This is a genomic window from Plantactinospora siamensis (assembly GCF_042434095.1).
Lineage (GTDB): Bacteria > Actinomycetota > Actinomycetes > Mycobacteriales > Micromonosporaceae > KBS50.
This window is the reverse complement of the sequence record NZ_JBHLUE010000012.1, coordinates 75,586-95,240: the sequence shown is the minus strand read 5'-3', so window position 1 is coordinate 95,240 and position 19,655 is coordinate 75,586. Positions and strand designations below refer to the sequence as shown.

The window sequence follows — 19,655 nt, the reverse complement described above, 5'->3', positions numbered from 1 at the left end:
AGCAGATGGTCCCGTTGCGGACTATCTGCTTCGGGATTTCTGATGTGGCGCGGTGCTCACCCCTGCCGCTGCCGTGCCCGCCGGGCCGCGCCCGGCGCGGGCGGGCTCTCGGCCAGCAACCCGCCGATCAGCCGGTCCATCGCCCGCAAAAAGACCTCCCGCTCGTCCGGCGCCAGCGCGTCCAGGGCCTCCCGGTGCACCCGGTCCACGATCTCCCGGCTGCGCGCGGCGACCCGCGCGCCCTCCTCGGTGACCGCCACGATGCGGGCCCGCCGGTCCCGGCTCGACGGTCGGCGCTCGGCAAGGCCGGCCTTTTCCAGGGCGTCCATGGTGACCACCATGGTGGTCTTGTCCATGTCCCCGAGCTCGGCCAGCTGGATCTGGGTCCGCTCCTGCCCCAGGGCGTGTGCCAGCACGCAGTGCATCCGGGCGGTGAGCCCGATCTCGGCGAGCGCGGTCGCCATCCGGGTCCGCAACAGGTGACCGGAGCGGTCCAGCAGGAACGACAGGTCCGGTTGCGAGCGCTCGGGAGCCATGGCGGTCATGCCACCAGCCTAGCAACCCGATCCGTACCGGATTATCTCCTAGCGGACAAAGGAGGCGCTGTCGGCCGCGGGCACGCGGCGGGACAACAGCCAGCCGATCAGCGCGGCGGCAAGGCCGGCCAGCCCGGCGGCCGCGAAGCCACCCGCCGGCGCGGCGGCGTCGATCACCACCCCGACGATCGGGGCGCCGAGGGCGAAGCCGGCGCTGTGCGCGGCGGACTGCAGCCCGGTGGCCGCACCCCGGGCCCCCGCCGGCGCGAGCCAACTCACCGTATGGGCCATGGCGGCAAGGGTTGGACCAGTGAGCAGCCCGGCGCCCACGACGGCCACCCCCAACCAGGGCCAGTCGTGGGCGAGCCCGACGGGAACGGTGGCGAGCCCGAGCAGGCCGAGGAGCAGCCAGCCCGGCAGCGGCCGGGACTGCGCGCCGTAGCTCAGCCCGCCAGCGACCGACGCCAGGCCGAACACGGCCACCACCACGGCGGCCCAGGACAGCTGATGCGCCTCCCGCAGGGAGGCGATGATGGCGAGGTCGACGCCCCCGAGCAGCGTCGTGGTACCGAAGATCATCGTCAGGACGGCGACCATGGGGGCGCCCAGCCACTCGCGGCGCGGCGGTCGTCCGGCGGCGCCGGCGCCCTCCTCGGCCGCGGCCCGCAGCGGCGGGTTGAGCGCGGCCAGCGCCAGGCCGCCGGCCGCGATCAGGGCCCCCACCCCCCACGCCACCACGCCGGGGGCAACCGTCGCCGCGCCCAGGATCACCACCGAGGGGCCGATCAGGTATGCCACCTCGCCCTGCACCGACTCCAGCGCGAACGCGGCCTGCCGCTGTCCCGGAGTCGTCACGGCGGCGATCGCCTGCCGGGTCACCAGCTGGACCGGCACCATCGACAGGCCGCCCAGGAAGGCGGCGCACAGCAGGACGCCGTAGGGCATGCCCGGCACGCCGAACCAGAACAGAGCCTGGACCGCGACCGTCGCCACCAGCACGCCGCGCGGGCCGCGCCGGTCCGTGACGGCGCCGAGCAGCGGGCCGCCCAGCGCCCAAGCCGACGGTCAGCGCCGCCGCGACCCCGCCCGCCGCGGCGTAGCTCAAATGCAGGCCGAGTACGACGTACATGGTCAGCGCGGTCACGTCCGCCGTGATCGCGATGCGGGTCAGCAGCGAGATCCACAACAGCGGCGCCATCCCTGGCACGGCAAGGACCTGCCGGTATCCGGTCACCCGGGGAACGCTAGGCGGCCCCGGAGGTCAAAGGAAGAGGCTCAACAGTCGGCCCGGGCATAATGAATCGTTATGGCTACGGATCTCGAGACGGGGCTGCTTCGGGCGTTCGTGGCCGCGGTGCGCTCCGGCAGCATCACCCGCGCGGCGACCGCGCTCGGGCTGACCCAGCCGGCCATCAGCCAGCAGTTGCGCAAGCTCGAACGCACCGTCGGCCATCCGCTGCTGCACCGATCCCCGGCCGGGGTGTCCCCGACCCGCGCCGGTGAGGAACTCCTGCCGTACGCCGAACGCATCCTGTCGCTGTCCGCGCAGGCACTCGCGGGGACGGGTCGCACGCTCAGCGGCCGCTGCGGGGTCGGGCTGCTCGAAGACCTCGCCGACCAGTTGCCGCAGGCCCTCGCCGACCTCGCCAGGCTGCACCCCGGCGCCACGCTGGAGGTGCTCACCTTCGCCACGGCCGCGATGCGGGAGGCGTACGACGCGGGCCGGGTCCAACTCGTGCTCGACGAGGCGGCACGCGTTCCCGGGCCACCGCGCTGGACCGTACGACGCCCGCTGGTCTGGGCGGTCGGCCCCGGGGTGGACCCGGTCGCCGATCCGCTGCCCGTGGTGCTGTTCTCGAACCCGTGCTTCTGGCGTACCTCGGTGCTGGAGACGCTCGAACGCGCCGGTCGGCGCTGGCGGGTGGCATTCGAGAGCAACAGCCTGGTCGGCGTGCTCGCGGCGGTACGCGCCGGGCTCGGCGTGGCGGCGTTGCTGCCGGCCAACCTCGAACCCGACATGGTCTGCCAAAATCCCACCGCCCTGCCGACGCTGCCGGACGTCGAACTCGGCCTCGCCCGCCACCCGGGGACCGACGGCGAGCCCTTGGTCGACGCCGTGGAGACCGCACTGCGCCGCACGTTCTGAATGCCGGGCCCCGCCGGCGCTGGCGTCGGGGCGCCGTCGGCGTCCGGGACGTCAGCGAGGGCGCGGCCCGCCCCGGCGGGCCCGCGGCGCGCCCCGGCGGGCCCGCGGCGCCGCCGATCGGATCACCGTCCCGGCGGCGGCATTCCGGGCCAACCGGAGAACTGTCGCCGCAGGCGTGCCACCGCGGCGGCGTCGAGTCCGTAGCCGGCAAGCTCCCGGTCGGGAATCCGGTCGAGACGGGCGGGGATTCGAACGACGTCCTCGTCTTCGATGTCCGGGTCCATCGTTCTGGCCAGCTTGAGCAGTTGGCGGGCGTCCGCAGACTCCAGGAAGGCCGCCACATCGATGAAGTCCCTCGGCTCGGCGCGCGCCACCAGCGCCGCCACCTTCCAGGCCCGGAGATCGTCCAGGTGCATCACGGGACCGACGTCAAGCATGACGGGACCCCTGCGCCGGTGCAGATATCCGAGGCTCAATCGCACGCCGTCCGGGTCCGCGTCGCCGCGGGCGGCCACCAGCTCGATGATCTGTTCGTCCAGGCCGGCGATCAGCTCGCCGACCGAGCTCTCGGCCTCCTGGGTCCGTACCCGGATCCCCGCCGACTCCAGTGCCGTCCGGACCCGGGCGGCGGCCGCGGGCACGCCAGCGCCCTCCGGCCGGTCGCTGAACAGATCGATATCCTCGGTCGGCCTGCTGACCACACCGTGCGCCAGCAGCGCGAGGCCGCCACCCAGCACGAAACCGTACTCCTGGGCAGCGGCGAGGGCGATCCGGGCAACGTGCGCCTGGAACGGGTCGATCTCGTGCGGCATCAGGCGGCCGAACGCAGCCCGGCCAGCTCCCCATGGTGGTCTTCCCAGGCGGTGCGCACCCCGCGAGGCAGATAGAGCTCGGGCCACACCCGGCGCAGAAGATCGCCGTTGAGCAGAGACCGCAGCTCGGTCGACCGGACGGCCTCGCGGAGGACGATCTCGTAGACGCGACACCGCTGGTAGGGGTCGTCAAGGTCGAAACGGCGAAGCTCCGCCGACTGCCACACCATCCGGTGCGGAAGCTCGATCGACCCGCTGACCGGCCCGCGCAACTCGGCAAGGGTGCGGGCGACCAGAGCCACCCGTCCCGGCCGGCTCTGCCATCGGCGCATGAGCTGGGCCGCAGCCTCGTCCACCCGTCGAGGATATACCGCGCGGCGTCCGGGGCGGCTGCGGCGCGCGACGGGTGGACGGCGGCCGGTAGCGTCGGCGGGGTGGCTCTCCTGGACATGGTGGCGGCCGAACGCCGGCGGTTCGCCGACCTGATCGAATCCCTCACGCCGGAACAGTTGGCCAGCCCGAGCCTGTGCGGCGCGTGGACGGTCCACGAGGTGTCCGCCCACGTGGTCGCGCCGTTCGCCGGGCGACCCAGCTGGTTCCTGCCGCTGATCCTGCGCAGCCGGCTCAGCCTGCACCGGGCCAATGCCGAGCTGGCCCGGCGGATCGCCCAACGCCCGGCCGCGGACCTCGCCGCCGAGCTGCGGCGCAACGAGCGGAACCCGTTCTCGCCGCCCGTGGTCGGGCTGTTCGGCCAGCTCACCGACCTGCAGGTGCACCGCCAGGACATCCGCCGGCCGCTCGGCCTGCCGCCCGACCTCGATCCGGAGCGTGTCCGGACCGCCCTCGACTTCGTGGTGGGCCGCCGGTCGCTGGGCTTCGGCTCGCGCCGGCTCCGCGCCGGGTTGCGGTTCGTGGCCACCGACCTGGACTGGGCCGCCGGCGACGGCCCGGAGGTACGCGGCAGCGCCGAGGCGCTGCTGATGGCCCTCACCGGCCGGCGGGTCGCGCTTCCCGAGCTGACCGGCGAGGGCGCCGAGCTGCTGCGCGACCGCTCGGTCCGGGTCCGCACCTGACTGGTCGGTGCGGCTCGCTTCGGTCCGCATCCACCGTCGAGAAGCTGTGCTGCCGCTGGCCCCTCCCACTGTTCGCTCGGGGCCCTAGGGTCGGGACATGCTCAGCGATGTCAGAGGCCTGTCCCGCCATTTCACCGTGAGCACCCTTCGGCAATATCTGCTCGATCGGTCGGATCGTCGAGACGATGGCTGCCTCATCGTCCGGGGTTACGGCTCGCGTCGCGGCGTCTACCAGAAGGTCGCCGGACGCGCCTGGGCACACATCGCCGCGTACGCCGCCTTTGTCGGCGACTACGACCCCACCCTCGAGGTCGACCACACATGCGGGGTCAAGGACTGCATCGAGCCCCGCCACCTACGGCAGCTCAGCCACGCTGAGAACTGTCGGAGCCGGCGGCAGGCCGCTCAGTGCCGCAACGGTCATGCCCGGGAGCTGGACGAGGCGACCGGGCGGTTCCGCAGCGTCTGCCGAGCGTGCAACCGAGACAACCAACGCCGTTGGCGTGAACGCGAGGCGGCCCTGGTGGCTCAGGCAAGAGCGAACGCCGGTACGGGCACAACGACAACACCGTGAATGCTTACGCATATTAACTGTCATTATGATGCGTCCTACTGTCACGGGGCTCAGGCGTTGATTACCGGATTATCAATAATAGAAATACAGTAAACAGTTCCGGTCTTGATGGCGGACGGAGTGCAGTGATCTTGCTCTCGTGCTGTGTTAGCCTTCGCGTGCGCCCCAGATGGGCCTATCCCCCGGAGGTTCTGGCTACTTCAGCCGCCACGTCGAGATCGCCGCGAAGTCCGCGTTTCTCGTGCGGGATCCGGGGCGTCGGCGCCCTTGGGGTTGTCATCGGTGCGGCTGACCGGCGCCGTGGGCTTCCGGTCGGGTCTTCGGATCGACCGAAAGACGGTACGCATGACAGTCACGTTCAACGGGGACAAGGACGCGTCGGCCGCGTTCTCCCCCGCAGGCCACGCGATCGAACTGATCACCCGCCCGCACCTGCCGTCGCGTGACTGAGCGCGAGAGGACCAGGCTCATCGCCTGGAGCCGTGAGCTTCGCCAGGTGCACGCGCGCCTGCGGGAGGCGCTCGACCTCACCCGCAGCGCGGCTGCCGGAGGCCGGCCCGGCGGGACGGCCACCCGTGACCTGCTGCTGTACTGCCACGGGTTCTGCGCTGCCCTTGACGGTCACCATCGGGGCGAGGACCACACCCTGTTCCCGGCGATCCAGGCGGCCCACCCGGAACTGGAGCCCGTGCTCCGCCGCCTCGCTCAGGACCACTCGATGATCGCGAACCTGCTCGCCGGCCTGCAGGCCGCAGCCGATCGGGCCGCACCGATCGCCGAGCTGGATCGTCACATCGAGGGCATCGCGGCCATTATGGAGAGCCATTTCCGGTACGAGGAACGTCAGCTGCTCGGCGTCCTCGAGACGCTCTCGCTGGATGCGCCACCAGGCGAGGTCCTGGGCCCGCTGTGAGCAACCGGGTGGTGTCACTCGGCGGCGCCACGGCTGGCTGGGCGGAGTTGGCGAGGCCGAGGCACCAGTCGTTGCTGCGCATCAGCGAGCCGCTGCCCGGTGGGTATTCGAAATCGCAGGGGCCGCGGTGTGTGAAGCCAAGGCGGTGGCAGAGCGCGTTGGAGGGACCGTTGTCCACCGAGGGGAACGCGTGCAGGCTGCGCGGCGCACCAGACTGGCGGGCAAGCTCGCGGACGATGGCGATCAGGGCGGTGCCGGCGGCGGAGGCGACGCCTCGACCCTGGTACGGCGGCAGGACGTTCCAGCCGGTCTCGTAGATCTGCTCACCCCGCCAGTCGCGCTGGTGATAGGAAATGCTGCCGACCATGTCCTCGCCGAGCAGGATGGCGAACATGCAGCCGCGGCCGGTGGCCGGCATCGCAAGGTACCGGCGGTGCCGGGCAAGCAGCCCTTCCTCCGGTTCGGGACCGCCGACGTGTCGACGCATCTGCGGAGTGTTGATCCGGCGCAGGAGTTCGAGCGCGGCATCCGACCAAGGCTCGAGACGAACGTCCATGCCGCGCAGCCTGGCATCCGCGACCGGCTCGACGCCACCACCGAGGCATCGTCCGCACAAACCCGGCTGCTGCGGCACGAGCGCTGAACTACGGTGCTCCGATGCGGGCAGAGGAGGTTCGGCGAGCGACGCAGGCAGCCATGTCGAGCGCCGCACGGCTCGGCCTCGCCGCCGACGCCGCCACCGTCCTGCACAACTCGAACGCGTTGACCCTGCGCCTGCTCCCCTGCGACGTGCTGGCCCGGGTCGCGGCGGCGGCGCACCAGTGCGCCCAGCTTGAGGTGGAGGTGGCTCGACGGCTGGCTGCGGTCGGAAGTCCGGTGGCCGCCCTGGAGTCGCCCGAGGTCTTCGTCCGGGGCGACCACGTGGTCACCCTCTGGGCCTACTACGAACCGGTGACCACCGGACCGATTCCGACAGCGGAATACGTCGGGGCACTCGAACGCCTGCACGCCGGCATGCGCAAGGTCGACCTGCCGGTCCCCCACTTCACTGACCGAGTTTCCGAGGCCCAGAGGCTCGTGGCCGACCAGGTCCGTACGCCGGCGCTGGCTGCCGCGGATCGGGTCTTCCTCGCCGGCACGTTGGCCCGGCTGCGCCAAGCGGTCAGCCGGAGCGACCGGCCCGAACAACTTCTGCACGGCGAACCCCATCCGGGCAACCTGCTCTCGACCCGGACCGGTCCGCTCTTCATCGACTTCGAGACGTGTTGCCGGGGGCCGATCGAGTTCGACCTGGCCCACGCACCCGACGAGGTCGGAGACCACTATCCCGGCGTAGATCACCGGCTGCTGCGGAATTGCCGGATCCTCATGCGGGCGATGATCACCGCGTGGCGCTGGGATCGCGACGACCAGTTCCCCGACGGCCGCCGGTTCGGCAACGAGTGGCTGAGCGAACTCCGGAAGGCGACGGCCTGATCCGGATGGCTGAGCCGACCCACTCCGCCAACAGGACAGCCGGCCGAGCGGAAAAGGACTGGACGGCCCGACGTTCGCGGTTGTAGCTTGCGGCTGACCGCGAGATCGGCTGCGAGGAGGTGAGACCCATGAACGCTGTATCGATGTGGGTGCTCCCCCGGGCCATCGCGGTCGGGCGACCGACCTAGGTGTCGCCGGGAGCGCCGCGCCATGTGGGCACTCCCGGAAGGCAACACCGATGAACTCTCTGCCATTCGACGTGATCATCGCCGGCTGCGGGCCGACCGGCGCGATGCTGGCCGCTGAACTGCGACTGCACGACGTACGGGTCCTCGTTGTGGAAAAGGAAACCGAGCCCGCGCCGTTCGTCCGCATCGTGAGTCTGCACATCCGCAGCATCGAGCTGATGGCGATGCGCGGTCTGCTGGACCGGATCCTCGAACACGGCCGGCGGCGTCCGACCGGCGCCTACTTCGCGGCCATCAACAGGCCCGCGCCCGAGGACCTGGATTCGCCGTACGCGTATCTGCTGGGCATCCCGCAGCCGGTCCTCGTACGTCTGCTCGAAGAGCATGCGGTCGAGCTCGGCGCGGAGGTCCGGCACGGCCGTGCGGTGACCGGCGTCGAGCAGGACGACGACGGGGTGACGGTGGAGCTGGCCGGTGGGGAACGGCTGCGTACCCGGTATCTCGTAGGCTGCGACGGCGCGCGCAGCGCGGTGCGCAAGCTGCTGGGTGTCGGCTTCCCCGGCGAACCCTCGCGGACCGAGACGCTGATGGGCGAGATGGCGGTGGGTGCGCCGCCGGCGGAGATCGCTGCCCGGGTCGCTGAGGTCGGCGCGACCGAGAAGCGATTCTGGGTCCGGCCCGTGGGCGTCGGGCTCTACAGCGTCGTGGTCCCGGCGGCGGGAGTCGGCGATCGCGCGAAGCCGCCCACCCTCGACGACTTTCAACAGCAGTTGCGGGCCGTCGCCGGAACCGACTTCGGGGTGCACTCCCCGCGCTGGCTGTCCCGCTTCGGTGACGCCACCCGGCTGGCCGAACGGTACCGGATCGGGCGGGTGCTGCTGGCCGGCGATGCGGCGCACATTCATCCGCCCACCGGCGGGCAGGGACTCAACCTCGGCGTCCAGGACGCGGTCAACCTCGGCTGGAAGCTGGCCGCCCAGGTCGCCGGTTGGGCGCCGGCCGCCCTGCTGGACAGCTACCAGGACGAGCGCCGGCCGGTGGCCGCGGACGTGCTGGACAACACCCGCGCGCAGCTGGAACTGATGTCCCCCGAACCGGGTCCGCGGGCCGTACGGCGGCTGCTCACCGAGCTGATGGATCTCGCCGAGGTGAACCGCCACCTGACCGAGAAGATCACCGGGATCGGCATCCGCTACGACCTCGGCGCGGGCCCGGCGCTGCTCGGTCGTCGCCTGCCCGACATGCCGGTGAGCCGGGGCCGCCTGTACGACCTGCTGCGCCGCGGCCGCGGTCTGCTGCTGGACCGCACCGAACGCCTGTCCGTCGGCGGCTGGTCGGACCGGGTCGACCACCTCGGGGATCGTGCCGCGGCCATCGATCCGCCGGGCGTCCTGCTGCGCCCCGACGGCCACATCGGGTGGATCGGCGAGGACCAGCGGGACCTGGACGATCACCTGCTCCGCTGGTTCGGCGCGCCGGCTTCTGCGGGCCGGCCGCGCTGAGCCCGGAAACCGGTTGAGCCGCCGTTCGCTTGTGCCGTAGGTTGCCGGCACCGAATCGCAGCGAGGACAAGAGGACACCATCGCATGACCCCCCCCTGCCCTGTAGATCTGACACCTTCCGTTCACCGGTAGCCGGCGGCAGTCCCGTCGGTTCCGCCGGGCTGCCCTCGTGCGCCCGGTCATACGGCGTTTGAGGCCGCGCGCAATCGGCCTCGTGTCAGGTCTCACAGATCAGGTCTGGGCCTTATGTCTTCACAACCTCATATCGTGCTGCCCTGGGTCGTCCGGCGGACCCGGTTGCCCCTGCTGGCCATGCGCTGCGTGGACTGCCGGGGGGATTCGGCCACCACCGGCCGGGGCAGGTTCCGCGTCAACGGCAACGGCAAGCTGCTGGACGTGTGGCTGCTGGTCAACTGCGTGTCCTGCGACCGGACGAGCAAGCTCACCGTGCACGAGCGGGCCGCGGTCGGCTCGTTCGACCCGGCCGAGCTGCACGGGTACCACGTCAACGACCCGGAACTGGTGGCGGCCGCCTTGGTGGATCCGCTGCTGGCCCGGCGTCACCACTTCACCCTGGACTGGACCGGGGCGTGGCGGCTGGAAACCCCGCCGGTACGCCCCGACGCGGCGTGGCCGGTCCGGGTGGAGGTCGCGTTCGCGGATCCGGTGCCGGTGCGGCCGGACCGGCTCATCGCGCAGGGGCTAGGTCTGAGCCGGAACGCGGTCCTGCGCCGGACCAAGTGCGCCGGCTCGCTGCGCCGCCCCACCAGCACGGGGTTCGCCTTTACCGTGCTGGCCGGCGACTGACGCGGGGTGGTCCGGGCGGGCAGCCGGCCCGTCCGGACCACCCCGGGGCGTCACCCCTGCTGCTGGTCGAGGGCGGCGACCTCGCGGACGGCGTCGGCGATCGCCCGGAAGTCCTTGCGCAGCAGCGCGCCGTGGTTGCTGCCGACCTTGGCGCTGATCCTGATGTTGGCGTTGCGGCTGGTCACCGCGCCGAGGCTGGCCCGGATGACCTCCTGCTCGTCGCCGCGGCTGCCCAGCGACGTGCCCGAGGCGAGCACGTACCGCACCGGGACGGTGATGCCGTCCAGCACCGGGCCCAGCTCGCGCTCCCGGGACAGCCGGCCGAGTTCGATGTTGCTGTCCGCCTGCTGGTCGACGCTCATCCGCGGGGTCAGGCCGGTCGGCCGCAGCAGCGGCGTGAACCAGCCCATCCGCCGGAACAGCTTCCGGATCCGCTGCTCCATCGCGTCGTCGAGCCAGTCGTACGGGTACGCGCCGTCCACCAGGACCGCGCCCACCGTACGGTCCGGGTTGCGGTTGGCCCAGTGCGCGCCGACGACCGCGCCGTAGGACCAGCCCACCAGCAGCGCCCGGTCCACGCCGCGGGCCGCGAGAACGGCGTCGACGTCCCGGACGGCGGCCTCGAAGGAGTAGTCGGCCGAGCGCTTCGACCTTCGGCCGCGGGCGCGCTCGTCGTAGGTGAGGTGCCGCCACCCCGTTCCCAGGTCGGCGATGACTCGCCGCCAGTACCCCTGGGTGGCGAACTGGCCGTTGAGGTAGACCACCGGCACGCCGGGGCCGCCGGTGTCGGTGACGGCCAGGGCCGTGTCGTCCACGGCCACCATGCCGGTCCAGGCCGATCGGGTGGGTGTGGTGCTGCTGTTCGTCATGCTGCTCCCCTGCACAGGCCCCGTGGGCGGTGGCGGTGCCCGGTGCCGGCACCGATGTTTCCAACTTAGGAAACGCTACGTTGCCTTCGTGTCTTCAGCAATCAATAAGTTGCGCATAGCGCCGATTTTACGAGCTAAAGCCAGGGGAATCGTTGCGATGGGCCTGCCTGGAATGCAACGATCGCCGTGATCCATATTGCAACGATCTGAGTGTGAAGGCTACGCTGGACCGCGTCGCACGGACGCCAGGGAGATCACCATGCCGGGAGGCAGGCTCAGCCAGCAGGACCGCCAGCAGATCGCGCTGGGGCTGGCCGACAGCCTCCCGTACGCCGAGATCGCCCGGCGCCTCGACCGCCCCACCTCGACCGTCACCCGCGAGGTGATGCGCAACGGCGGACCCACGGCCTACCGGGCCGACCTGGCCCACCGGGCCGCCGAGCGACGCGCCCGCCGGCGCGGCCCGGCGCCCGCCGCCGGACCGGCCGACGGCGCCGGGGGCGGCGACGCCGAGGCGATGCGGGAGTACGAGGAGACGCTCACCACCGTCCTCATGGTCTCCGGCCTGCCCCGGATGATGGCCCGGGTGCTGACCTGCCTGTTCACCACCGATTCGGGCAGCCTCACGGCGGCCGAACTGGCCCGGCGCCTCCAGGTCAGCCCGGCCTCGATCTCCAAGGCGATCGCCTTCCTGGACAGCCAGAGCCTGGTCCGGCGGGAACGCGACGAACGCCGCCGCGACCGCTACGTGGTCGACAACGAGCTCTTCTACCAGGCGACCATCGCCAGCGCCCGGGCCAACGACCAGCTGGTCGAGGTGGCCCGCGAGGGCGTCGCCCTGCTCGGCCCGCACACCCCGGCCGCCGAGCGGCTGGAGAACATCGCCCGCTTCCTCGACCACATGAGCGAGAGCATCACCCGGGCCGCCGAGCAGGCCCGGGAGCTGCTCAAGCCTCCCTCGCCACGGCGTCCTTGACGTACAGGATCCCGTCGGCGCGGGCCACCTGCGCCGGGTCCAGCGGGGCGTACCCGAACCAGGGCGACACCCGGGCGGCGGGCCGGACGACCTCCACCGCGGCGGCCAGCCGGCGCGCGTCGAGCAGAGACCGGTCGTCCGGGAGCGCGTAGAGCAGCCCTTCCAGGGTGTCCGGTTCCGGAGTCGGCACGCCGCGGTGGCGGATCGTCCCGAGCGCCGTCGCCACGAAGGCGTAGCCCGCCCCGAGCCGGGCGGCGACGATCGCACCGGCGCCCCACCACCGCACCGGCCCCTGCCACAGCCGCATCGTGCTCCGGTCCCGTTGCAGGTGGGCGTTGTGGGCGTGCACCAGCGTCGGGCCCCGCTCGGCGAGGGCGAGCAGGTTGGCGGCCATCATCGAATCCCGGATGGCCAGCAGCCGCGCCATGCGGGCCGGCGACGGGTCGGCCATCCAGAAGTGGTAGCGCAGCAGCCCGCGCGCGGTGCGCGCGTACAGGCGGGCCCGGTCCCACTCGTCGGGCGAGGAGACGGCGCTCAGGTGCGGCGACTCGGCGTCCAGCAGCGCCGCCAGGTCGTCGGCGAGCAGCCGCAGCCGGACGGCCTCCGGCGTCTGCCCGACGGACCGGCCGGGTTCCATCATGGCCTCCGGGTCGGTCCACCGGTCGTCGTCGCCGACCAGCCGGTCGAGGGTCTCGGCGGTGCACGGCAGCAGGTCGGCGTCCACCCGGGTGGCCAGGTAGCCGTGCAGCGCCGCGAGGGCCTGCCGGGGGCTCGCCGCGTGGGTGATCTCCAGCGGGCCGTCGAAGCCGGCGAAGCGTACCCGCTCGGGCGCGGGCCGGCCGTCGTTGTACGCCCGCATCCACCGCACCAGCTCCCGGTTGCCGGCGAAGGCGCCCCACTCGTGGCTGAAGCCGCGCGCCATGGCCTCGTCCAGGGTGCCCGCGCCCGTGGTGACGTGGTCGTCCACCAGCATGCCGCGCAGGCAGTCGCTCTCGATGGCGATCGTCCGGTAGCCCGCCCGCTCGACGAATTGCCGGAACAGCCGGTTGCGCAGGTCGAGCAGCTCGTCCTCGCCATGGGTGGGTTCGCCCATGGCCAGCAGCCGGGGCCGGGCGGGCAGCAGCTCCATCAGCGTGGTGGCATCGACGGGATGGACGGCGGTTGCGATGGCAGCGTTCATGCCATTAAACGGTATCGTTGAACCGTCGGTTGAAACTTCCCGCGATCCTGGCGGTGGCCGGTGCGACAAAACCCTCAAACAGGCGGACAGCTCAGGCCGGTGGACCTGGCCCGCCGGTACGGCCTGTCCACCCAGGCCGTCCGCAACTACGAGGCGGCCGGCATCCTTCCGGACGCCGAGCGCAGCCCGCACGGCTACCGCAGCTATACCCCGCTGCACGCGCAGGCGCTCCGCGCGTTCCTCGCCCTGGTGCCGGCACACGGGCACCAGGCTGCCGCGTCGATCATGCGGGCGGTCAACCGGGACGGCACCGAGGAGGCGCTCCGGCTCATCGACTCCAGCCACGTCCAGCTGCTGGAGGACCGCCGTACCCTGCAGGCCGTCGAGGCGGCGCTGCGGGAGCTCAGCCCCGCGCCGCAGGCCCGCGGCGACACGTTCGTCGGCCCGCTGGCGCGCCGGCTCGGCATCCGGCCCGCCACGCTGCGCAAGTGGGAACGCGCCGGCCTGGTCCGGCCGCACCGGGATCCGCAGACCGGCTACCGGGTGTTCGGCGCCGCCGACGTGCGCGACGCCGCGCTCGTGCACCAGCTGCGGCGGGGCGGCTACCGGCTCGACCAGATCGCCCCGCTGATCGTCCAGGTCCGCTCGGCCGGCGGCGTCGCGCCGCTGGAGTCGATGCTGCGGGACTGGCACGCCCGCCTCGCGGCCCGGGGTCGCGCCATGCTCGCCGGCGCGGCCGCGCTCGACGCGTACCTGCTGCTCCGCGAGCCGGACCGGGCCGGGAGCTGATCGGCGCGGCGGGCGGCGGGCCCCCGGCGGACCTCGCGGCTCGTGCCCGGGCCGGCACCGGATACCTGAATCGGTCCGCCATGTCGGCCGGCCGCGCCCACTCCGCGGCCGGCAGCCGCCACCGCGGCGCGCCGGACCGGGGGACGTCCGGGGGCCACGTCGCTAGCGATCGAGTGGCCCGGGCCGCCCATCCGGCCCGCTCGGGCCGCCTCCGTGGCGATCGGCTCCCGACCCGGCCGTGGGAGAGATCGCGGCCGGACGATCCGGCTGCTCGCGTTCGGCGAGGAAGTCGGCCAACAGCTCGAACAGGGTCGACACGGCCACGGCGTTCTGCGCCGGGTCGGTGAGGCGTTCCCGCAGTCTGGGCCAGCCGCCCGGGAAGGCCAGGTGCAGCACCAGCCCTGTCCAGGCGAGGTTGTCGCCGGTGCCGAGGCGCCCCACCAGCCACTCCCGGAAGCCGTCCAGCGCCCGGCCGTCGGTGCCGGCGTCGAAGCCGGCCAGGTAGGCCGAGAACTGGCCGAACGAGCCGTCCAACCCGTACAGGCCGGGCCGTTGCCTGATCGCGGCGAAATGCTCGCGGTGATCCACCGTCCTCCTCCTTCCGCCGGCGCTCGCGCTCCTGCTCCCGACGGGGGCGCCCGGCCAGCCTAGCGGCCGGGCATCCCCCGTCGGCGGCGATCACTTGGGCGAGAAGTCGATGACGTCCCACCACTCGAAGCGTTCCATGTACGACTGCAGCGGCTCGCCCTGCGGCCCGGTCCACGAGTCGTACGCGTAGCCGTCCTTGACGACGAACTCGTGCTTGGCCCAGAAGCTGTCCTGGCCGCGGTAGGGGCCGAGGTTGCTGGCCCCGGTCGGTGGTTTCGCCTCGTAGATCTGGCCCCCGATGCGGCTCTGGATGTCCTCGGCGACGTCCTCGCAGCCGGTGCTGTCCGGGATCTCCGACAGCGGACGCGCGTTGACCCCCGAGTTGGCCGGGCTGCCGCCTCCGCCGGACCCCGAGCCGCCGCCCGAGGACCCGCCCCCGGAGGAACTGGCATGGGCCCAGAGACCGCCGGCGAGGCCACCGGCCACCGCGCCGCCGACAACCGCGTCACCAGCGACGGCGACACTCAGACCGCCCCCCATGGCGAGGCTGCCGCCGCCGGCCAGCGCGCCGGCCGCGACCGCGCCGCACGGCTCGGCCACCACACAGGCCACGGTCACCGCCGCCAGGATGCCGACGCCGGCGCCCACCGCCACCTTGCACCAGAAGGCGCACAGCCCGCTCGGGTCGCTGCCGGTGATCGGGTTGCCGTTGGCGTATCCGTAGGTGCTGCGGGTGCTGCTCACGGCCGGGTCAACGGTGAGGAAGGCGCCGGTGGCCGGATCGTAGTAGCGGGCCCGCAGATAGAGCAGCCCCGACTCCACATCGGTGTACTGACCGGCGAAGCCGAACGGGGTCGAGGACGTGCCGCTGCGGGTGCGCACCCCGTAGGCGGAGTAGCTGGCGGTGCCGGCCACGCTGCCGTCGGCGGCGGTGAGCATCCGGACGCTGCCGAGCTGGTCGACGTGCAGGTAGGTCGCCGTGCTGGAGGCGATCTGTTCGATCAGCACGCCGCCCGGGCCGTACAGGTAGCTGTTGTTGCCGTCGGTCAGCAGCAGCGGCAGTCCCTCGACGAGGTCGTAGCCGAAGGTGGTGGTGGCGCCCGCCACCGTCTTGGCCACCCGCAGCCCGTCGCCGTTGTAGGCGTACGTCGCAGTGGTCGACGCGGACGTGTACGACGTGAGCCGGTTCGCCTGGTCGTACCCGTAGCTGGTCGACGCCGTTCCCGTGGTGGCCTTGGTGCGGTTTCCCCTGGGATCGAAGGTGTAGGTGGTGCTGGCGCCGCCGCTCGGCGTGCTGGTCGCGAGCTGCCCGGCCGCGTCGTACGTCTGGGTCACCGTGCCGTTCGTGGTCAGGTGATCGGCCGGGTCGTACCCGTAGCCGGTGCCGGTGTCGCTGTTGACCCGGCTGTTGTCGTCGTAGCCGTAGGTGCGGTTCGGGCCGAGGTTGGTCGACGTCTCCCCGGTCAGGTGGCCCGCGGCGTCCCAGGTGTAGCCGAGCGAGCCGAGGGTGCTGCCGGCGTGGTCGAAGGTCAGCGAGGTGACCCGGCCCGGGTTGTCCCGGCCGACGGTGGTGGTGACCCCGTTCGGCATGACGGTGGTGGACGGCGCGCCGTTGCCGTCGTAGCCGAACGTGGTCTTGCCGCCGAGCCAGTCGGTGACCGAGCTCATCGGCCCGTCCGGATCAAAGGTGCGGGTGACGGCCTTGCCGTTCGGGTAGGTCAGGGTCGTGACCTGGTCGCGAAGGTTGTAGGCGTACCCGACCGTCCGGGTCGGGGTCACCTGGCCGGTGAGACGACCCAGGCTGTCATAGCTGAAGGTCGTGGTGCCGGTGCCGTCGACGAGCGTGGCGGGCAGGCCGGCCGCGTTGTAGGTGCGGGTCACCTTCGCGGTGACGCCGTCGGAGTAGCTGGTGGTCAGCAGCGCGCCCGCGGCGTCGTAGGTGTTGGTGGTGGTCTGGTTCTGCGCGTCGGTGACGGTCAGCATCGCGTCGGCCGCGTCGTACGTGGCGCGGCTGACCCGGTTCAGCGGGTCGGTGACCGAGGCGACGCGGCCGAACACGTCCTCGGTGTAGGCGGTCACCTTGCCCGCCGGGTCGGTCTGGCTCTTCACCGCCCCGTCGGCGAAGTAGGCGGTCTGCTGGGTGGTGCCGTCCGGCCGGGTCACCACGGTCAGCCGGCTGGCCAGGTCGTACGTGTACCGGGTGACCTTGCCGACCGGGTCGGTCTGGGTGGCCAGGCGACCATCCAGGTCGTAGGTCTGCGCGGTCACCTCGGGCCCGGCCGGATCGGCCACGCTGGTGGACAGCAGCTGCCCGGCCGCGTCGTAGGCGTAGGTGGTGGTGAACGCCGAAGCCTCGGCGCCGGTGGCGTTGCCCTTCGGCGCGACGGCGGTGAGCCGGCGGCCCGTCCCGTCGTACGTGTAGGTCGTCACCCGGCCCTGCGGGGTGCTGACCCGGGTCAGGTTGCCGGCGCTGTCGTAGGTGTTGCTGGTGGTGTTGCCCAGCGGGTCGACCACGGCCGTCACGTCGCCGGGGTGGGCCGCGGTGTCCCGCCGCCAGGTCGTGGTCTGGTTGGTGAACGCGGTGGCGGAGGTGTACAGCGGCCGGGTCTGGCTGAGCCGGTTGCCCTTGGCGTCGTAGGTGTAGCTGGTGGTGATCCGCGCCGGCCCCACCGCGGACGGGTTCGGCCCGGTGACGGTCAACGGCTCGTTGAAGCTGTTGTACGTGGTGTCGGTCTGCCGCCCGGCGCCGTCGACCTGGGTGAGGACGTTGCCACGGGAGTCGTACGTGGCCGTGCTCCGGTGCGTGTTGGGATCACCGGCCGCGGTGGTGCTGATCGAGGTGACCCCCAGCGTGGCCGGGTCGTAGCTGAACGACGTGGTGGCCGCGGTCGAGGTGCCGAAGCCACGTACCGTGCTGGTCCGCAGGCCGTACTGGTAGATGTCCGCGCGCTGGTGTCCGGTCGGGTCGGTGACCACGGTCGTGCCGCCGGCCGAGCTGAACGGGTCGCCGCTGTAGGCGAACTTCGTCACGCCGCCGAGCGGGTCGGTCTGGGTCGACACCCGGCCGAGCCCGTCGTAGACCATCGTCATCGGGTGCTTGGTGGTGGCGCTCTGCTGCGCGGGGTCCAGCACCGAGGTGATCCGGTGCCCCGTGTCGTAGCCGAAGGTGGTCACCGCGCCGTCCGCGCCGGTCACCGTGCTGAGGTTGCCGGCGGCGTCGTAGCCGTAGCTCACTGCCCGGCCGAGCGGGTCGGTGACCCGGGTGACGTGGCTGCCGGTCCAGGTGACGGTCAGCGCCCGCCCGGCGGACTCGGTGACCTTGCTGAGCTGGCCGCTGGCGTAGGTCAGGGTGGTCGTCTCACCGTTGCGGTCGGCCATCGACGCCAGCTTCCCGGCGGTGTCGAACCGCAGCGTCTGGCGGGTCTGCCGGGTGAAGGTGTAAGTGCCGTCGGCGTTCTTGACCAGGGTGGCCTGGGTCCGCGCGGGCGGGGTCAGGGTGCCGGCGTTGTTGGTGAAGGTGACCTCGGCGCCGTTCTCCTGGCTCACCACCACGTTACCGGTGGTGGCGTTGATCGTGAGGTGCGCGCCGTAGCCGGTGTGCCAGCCGAAGCCCAGCGGCCCGTCATCGGCCGCCATGACGGAGCTGTACGAGCGGGCCCAGATCGCCCCGGGCCCCCGCCCGGTGACGGCCAGGTCGGTGAAGGACTCGCTGTACGCGCCGGAGGAGGTGTCGACCGGGTCACCGCCGGTGCCCTTGGCGGCCGCCGCCACCCGGCAGGGCAGGCACGGGTTGCCGTCCCCGGACAGCTCGCGCGGCGGCACCGTGCCGGAGGTGGGGATGGTGCCACCGGTGACGGAGTAGGCGCTGTCGTTGGCGGCGGCCACGGCGATGACCGACGTGAGGGAGCTGACCTGCACGGGCGTCTTGGCGGTGGTGACGGTGCCGTTGCCGAGCTGGCCGGAGCTGTTTTCGCCCCAGGCCCGTACGGTGCCGTCGGAGCGGACGGCGAACGCCGAGAAGCCGCCGGCCGCGATCGCCGTCGCCCCGCTGAGGCCGCTCACCTTCACCGGCACCTTGCTGTTGGTGGTGGTGCCGTTGCCGAGCTGCCCGGAGGCGTTGTAGCCCCAGGCCCAGACCGTCCCGTCGGACTTGAGCGCGTACCCGCCGGAACTCTGCGCGGCGATCGCGGTCACTCCGGTGAGGCCGCTGACCTGGACCGGGGTGAGGCTGCGGGCCGCGGTCGAGTTGTTGCCGAGCTGCCCGAAGTAGTTGTCCCCCCAGGCCCAGACGGTGCCGTCGGACTTCAGCGCGTAGCCGGTCTGGCTGCCGACCGCCTCGGCGATCGCCCGTACCTTGGTGAGCCCACTGACCTGGACCGGGGTGGCGGCGTCGGCGGTGGTGCCGTTGCCGAGCTCGCCGTCGGCGCCGTATCCCCAGGCCCAGACGGTGCCATCGGAGCGCAGCGCGTACGCCCCCTCGCCCATGCCGGCGACGGCGGTGACCCCGGTCAGGTTCTTGACCTGGACCGGGGTGTAGCTGTCAGCGGTCCCGCCATTGCCCAGGGCGCCGTGGTAGCCGTCGCCCCACGCCCACGCGGTGCCGTCGGACCGGACCGCGAGGCCCGTGAAGGAGGCGCCCGCGACGGCCGTGACCCCGGTGAGGTTCTTGACCTGGACGGGGGTGCTGCTGTCCGTGGTGTTGCCGTTGCCCAGGCCGCCGTAGGTGTTGTAGCCCCACGCCCAGGCGGTGCCGTCGGACCGGACGGCGTAGCCGGTGTAGAGCCCGCCGGAGATGCCGGAGATCCCGGTCAGGTTCTTGACCTGGACCGCGGTGGTGCTGTCCGTGGTCGTGCCGTTGCCGAGCTGGCCCATCGCATTGCTGCCCCACGCCGCCACGCTGCCGGTCGTGGCGGCAATGGCGGGGCTGAGCGCCGCCGGCGCGGCGGCGCGGGTGCGGGTCGGGGTGCGGGTGGCGGCGGGCGCGGGGCCCTCGGCGGGCGAAGCGACGGCGGCGGCGGGTGGCGCGACGGCGGTGGCGGCGACCGCGACGAGCGCGGCCGCGACCGAACCGACCACGCCGGAAAACCGGCGGTGGACGTGGAACATGGAACCCCCGTGATTAAGTTAGATATTTGGATCAACGCGCTGACCCTAGCGGAGGGTGAGGGGAACCTGTCAAGAGCGTCACCTCGTCCGTCCGCTCGGCCTGCGGGGGATGTCCGGGGG

Annotated in this window: 19 protein-coding genes; 10 read left to right on the top strand and 9 right to left on the bottom strand. The window is 72.3% G+C overall.

Annotated elements, in window-relative coordinates; genetic code table 11:
* Positions 1-56: 56 nt before the first annotated feature.
* The gene (locus ACFFHU_RS16905) at positions 57-545 is read right to left on the bottom strand and encodes a MarR family winged helix-turn-helix transcriptional regulator (RefSeq protein WP_377340014.1); all 489 of its coding nucleotides are present in this window, start codon (positions 543-545) and stop codon (positions 57-59) included.
* A gap of 39 nt (positions 546-584) precedes the next feature.
* On the bottom strand, positions 585-1,586 hold the full coding sequence (locus ACFFHU_RS16900; protein ID WP_377340138.1) for an MFS transporter: 1,002 nt from the start codon (positions 1,584-1,586) through the stop codon (positions 585-587).
* 256 nt (positions 1,587-1,842) lie between these two features.
* Here ACFFHU_RS16900 and ACFFHU_RS16895 point away from each other — a divergent pair, with 256 nt between their 5' ends.
* Positions 1,843-2,682 (top strand): LysR family transcriptional regulator, encoded by an 840-nt coding sequence (locus tag ACFFHU_RS16895; RefSeq protein ID WP_377340012.1) that lies wholly within the window; start codon positions 1,843-1,845, stop codon positions 2,680-2,682.
* Between the two features lie 122 nt (positions 2,683-2,804).
* On the opposite strand, the gene ACFFHU_RS16890 is transcribed toward ACFFHU_RS16895, so the two are convergent.
* Both ACFFHU_RS16890 and ACFFHU_RS16885 read right to left on the bottom strand, forming a co-directional pair.
* A complete protein-coding gene (locus ACFFHU_RS16890; protein WP_377340010.1) occupies positions 2,805-3,494 on the bottom strand; it encodes a nucleotidyl transferase AbiEii/AbiGii toxin family protein in 690 nt (229 codons plus the stop codon).
* The gene (locus ACFFHU_RS16885; RefSeq protein ID WP_377340008.1) at positions 3,494-3,850 is read right to left on the bottom strand and encodes a hypothetical protein; all 357 of its coding nucleotides are present in this window, start codon (positions 3,848-3,850) and stop codon (positions 3,494-3,496) included. Before ACFFHU_RS16885 ends, ACFFHU_RS16890 begins: the two co-directional genes overlap by 1 nt.
* A 78-nt stretch (positions 3,851-3,928) precedes the next feature.
* Between ACFFHU_RS16885 and ACFFHU_RS16880 the strand changes: the two genes are divergently transcribed.
* The 4 genes from ACFFHU_RS16880 (at position 3,929) to ACFFHU_RS16865 (ending at position 6,054) form a co-directional block, all read left to right on the top strand.
* Entirely contained in the window at positions 3,929-4,567 is a 639-nt protein-coding gene (locus ACFFHU_RS16880) for a maleylpyruvate isomerase family mycothiol-dependent enzyme (protein ID WP_377340007.1), read from the top strand.
* Positions 4,568-4,664: 97 nt separating this feature from the next.
* Positions 4,665-5,141, top strand: a complete 477-nt coding sequence (locus ACFFHU_RS16875) for an HNH endonuclease (RefSeq protein ID WP_377340005.1) — start codon at positions 4,665-4,667, stop codon at positions 5,139-5,141.
* A gap of 282 nt (positions 5,142-5,423) precedes the next feature.
* A complete protein-coding gene (locus ACFFHU_RS16870) occupies positions 5,424-5,591 on the top strand; it encodes a hypothetical protein (protein ID WP_377340003.1) in 168 nt (55 codons plus the stop codon).
* Positions 5,592-5,637: 46 nt separating this feature from the next.
* Positions 5,638-6,054, top strand: a complete 417-nt coding sequence (locus ACFFHU_RS16865; protein ID WP_512700661.1) for a hemerythrin domain-containing protein — start codon at positions 5,638-5,640, stop codon at positions 6,052-6,054.
* Here ACFFHU_RS16865 and ACFFHU_RS16860 read toward each other — a convergent pair.
* A complete protein-coding gene (locus ACFFHU_RS16860) occupies positions 5,954-6,610 on the bottom strand; it encodes a GNAT family N-acetyltransferase (protein ID WP_377340000.1) in 657 nt (218 codons plus the stop codon). The genes ACFFHU_RS16865 and ACFFHU_RS16860 overlap by 101 nt on opposite strands.
* A gap of 101 nt (positions 6,611-6,711) precedes the next feature.
* On the opposite strand from ACFFHU_RS16860, the gene ACFFHU_RS16855 reads away from it, so the two are divergent.
* From ACFFHU_RS16855 to ACFFHU_RS16845, 3 genes are all read left to right on the top strand, one after another.
* Complete coding sequence (locus tag ACFFHU_RS16855) at positions 6,712-7,530, top strand: phosphotransferase family protein (protein WP_377339998.1); 819 nt, start codon at positions 6,712-6,714, stop codon at positions 7,528-7,530.
* Between the two features lie 238 nt (positions 7,531-7,768).
* Positions 7,769-9,220 carry an FAD-dependent monooxygenase gene (locus ACFFHU_RS16850; protein WP_377339996.1) on the top strand — a complete coding sequence of 484 codons (1,452 nt, stop codon included), beginning with the start codon at positions 7,769-7,771 and terminating at the stop codon, positions 9,218-9,220.
* 267 nt (positions 9,221-9,487) lie between these two features.
* The gene (locus ACFFHU_RS16845; protein WP_377339994.1) at positions 9,488-10,027 is read left to right on the top strand and encodes a DUF1062 domain-containing protein; all 540 of its coding nucleotides are present in this window, start codon (positions 9,488-9,490) and stop codon (positions 10,025-10,027) included.
* A 50-nt stretch (positions 10,028-10,077) separates the two neighbouring features.
* On the opposite strand, the gene ACFFHU_RS16840 is transcribed toward ACFFHU_RS16845, so the two are convergent.
* Positions 10,078-10,896, bottom strand: a complete 819-nt coding sequence (locus ACFFHU_RS16840) for an alpha/beta hydrolase (protein ID WP_377339992.1) — start codon at positions 10,894-10,896, stop codon at positions 10,078-10,080.
* Between the two features lie 259 nt (positions 10,897-11,155).
* Here ACFFHU_RS16840 and ACFFHU_RS16835 point away from each other — a divergent pair, with 259 nt between their 5' ends.
* Positions 11,156-11,872 (top strand): helix-turn-helix domain-containing protein, encoded by a 717-nt coding sequence (locus ACFFHU_RS16835; RefSeq protein WP_377339990.1) that lies wholly within the window; start codon positions 11,156-11,158, stop codon positions 11,870-11,872.
* Here ACFFHU_RS16835 and ACFFHU_RS16830 read toward each other — a convergent pair.
* Complete coding sequence (locus tag ACFFHU_RS16830) at positions 11,844-13,052, bottom strand: erythromycin esterase family protein (protein WP_377339988.1); 1,209 nt, start codon at positions 13,050-13,052, stop codon at positions 11,844-11,846. The genes ACFFHU_RS16835 and ACFFHU_RS16830 overlap by 29 nt on opposite strands.
* A gap of 99 nt (positions 13,053-13,151) precedes the next feature.
* Here ACFFHU_RS16830 and ACFFHU_RS16825 point away from each other — a divergent pair, with 99 nt between their 5' ends.
* Positions 13,152-13,841 (top strand): MerR family transcriptional regulator, encoded by a 690-nt coding sequence (locus tag ACFFHU_RS16825; protein WP_377339986.1) that lies wholly within the window; start codon positions 13,152-13,154, stop codon positions 13,839-13,841.
* A gap of 162 nt (positions 13,842-14,003) precedes the next feature.
* Here ACFFHU_RS16825 and ACFFHU_RS16820 read toward each other — a convergent pair whose 3' ends face one another.
* Together ACFFHU_RS16820 and ACFFHU_RS16815 are read right to left on the bottom strand one after the other, a co-directional pair.
* Positions 14,004-14,429 carry an HU family DNA-binding protein gene (locus ACFFHU_RS16820; RefSeq protein WP_377339984.1) on the bottom strand — a complete coding sequence of 142 codons (426 nt, stop codon included), beginning with the start codon at positions 14,427-14,429 and terminating at the stop codon, positions 14,004-14,006.
* Between the two features lie 90 nt (positions 14,430-14,519).
* Complete coding sequence (locus ACFFHU_RS16815) at positions 14,520-19,535, bottom strand: RHS repeat-associated core domain-containing protein (protein ID WP_377339983.1); 5,016 nt, start codon at positions 19,533-19,535, stop codon at positions 14,520-14,522.
* Between the last annotated feature and the right edge of the window lie 120 nt (positions 19,536-19,655).

What these genes read in the sequence shown, in the direction of transcription:
- ACFFHU_RS16830 (WP_377339988.1), bottom strand. Translation starts at nt 13,052, where the DNA reads ATGAACGCTGCCATCGCAACCGCCGTCCATCCCGTCGATGCCACCACG.
- ACFFHU_RS16905 (WP_377340014.1), bottom strand. Translation starts at nt 545, where the DNA reads ATGACCGCCATGGCTCCCGAGCGCTCGCAACCGGACCTGTCGTTCCTG.
- ACFFHU_RS16835 (WP_377339990.1), top strand. Translation starts at nt 11,156, where the DNA reads ATGCCGGGAGGCAGGCTCAGCCAGCAGGACCGCCAGCAGATCGCGCTG.
- ACFFHU_RS16855 (WP_377339998.1), top strand. Translation starts at nt 6,712, where the DNA reads ATGCGGGCAGAGGAGGTTCGGCGAGCGACGCAGGCAGCCATGTCGAGC.
- ACFFHU_RS16895 (WP_377340012.1), top strand. Translation starts at nt 1,843, where the DNA reads ATGGCTACGGATCTCGAGACGGGGCTGCTTCGGGCGTTCGTGGCCGCG.
- ACFFHU_RS16850 (WP_377339996.1), top strand. Translation starts at nt 7,769, where the DNA reads ATGAACTCTCTGCCATTCGACGTGATCATCGCCGGCTGCGGGCCGACC.
- ACFFHU_RS16860 (WP_377340000.1), bottom strand. Translation starts at nt 6,610, where the DNA reads ATGGACGTTCGTCTCGAGCCTTGGTCGGATGCCGCGCTCGAACTCCTG.
- ACFFHU_RS16840 (WP_377339992.1), bottom strand. Translation starts at nt 10,896, where the DNA reads ATGACGAACAGCAGCACCACACCCACCCGATCGGCCTGGACCGGCATG.
- ACFFHU_RS16875 (WP_377340005.1), top strand. Translation starts at nt 4,665, where the DNA reads ATGCTCAGCGATGTCAGAGGCCTGTCCCGCCATTTCACCGTGAGCACC.
- ACFFHU_RS16890 (WP_377340010.1), bottom strand. Translation starts at nt 3,494, where the DNA reads ATGCCGCACGAGATCGACCCGTTCCAGGCGCACGTTGCCCGGATCGCC.
- ACFFHU_RS16815 (WP_377339983.1), bottom strand. Translation starts at nt 19,535, where the DNA reads ATGTTCCACGTCCACCGCCGGTTTTCCGGCGTGGTCGGTTCGGTCGCG.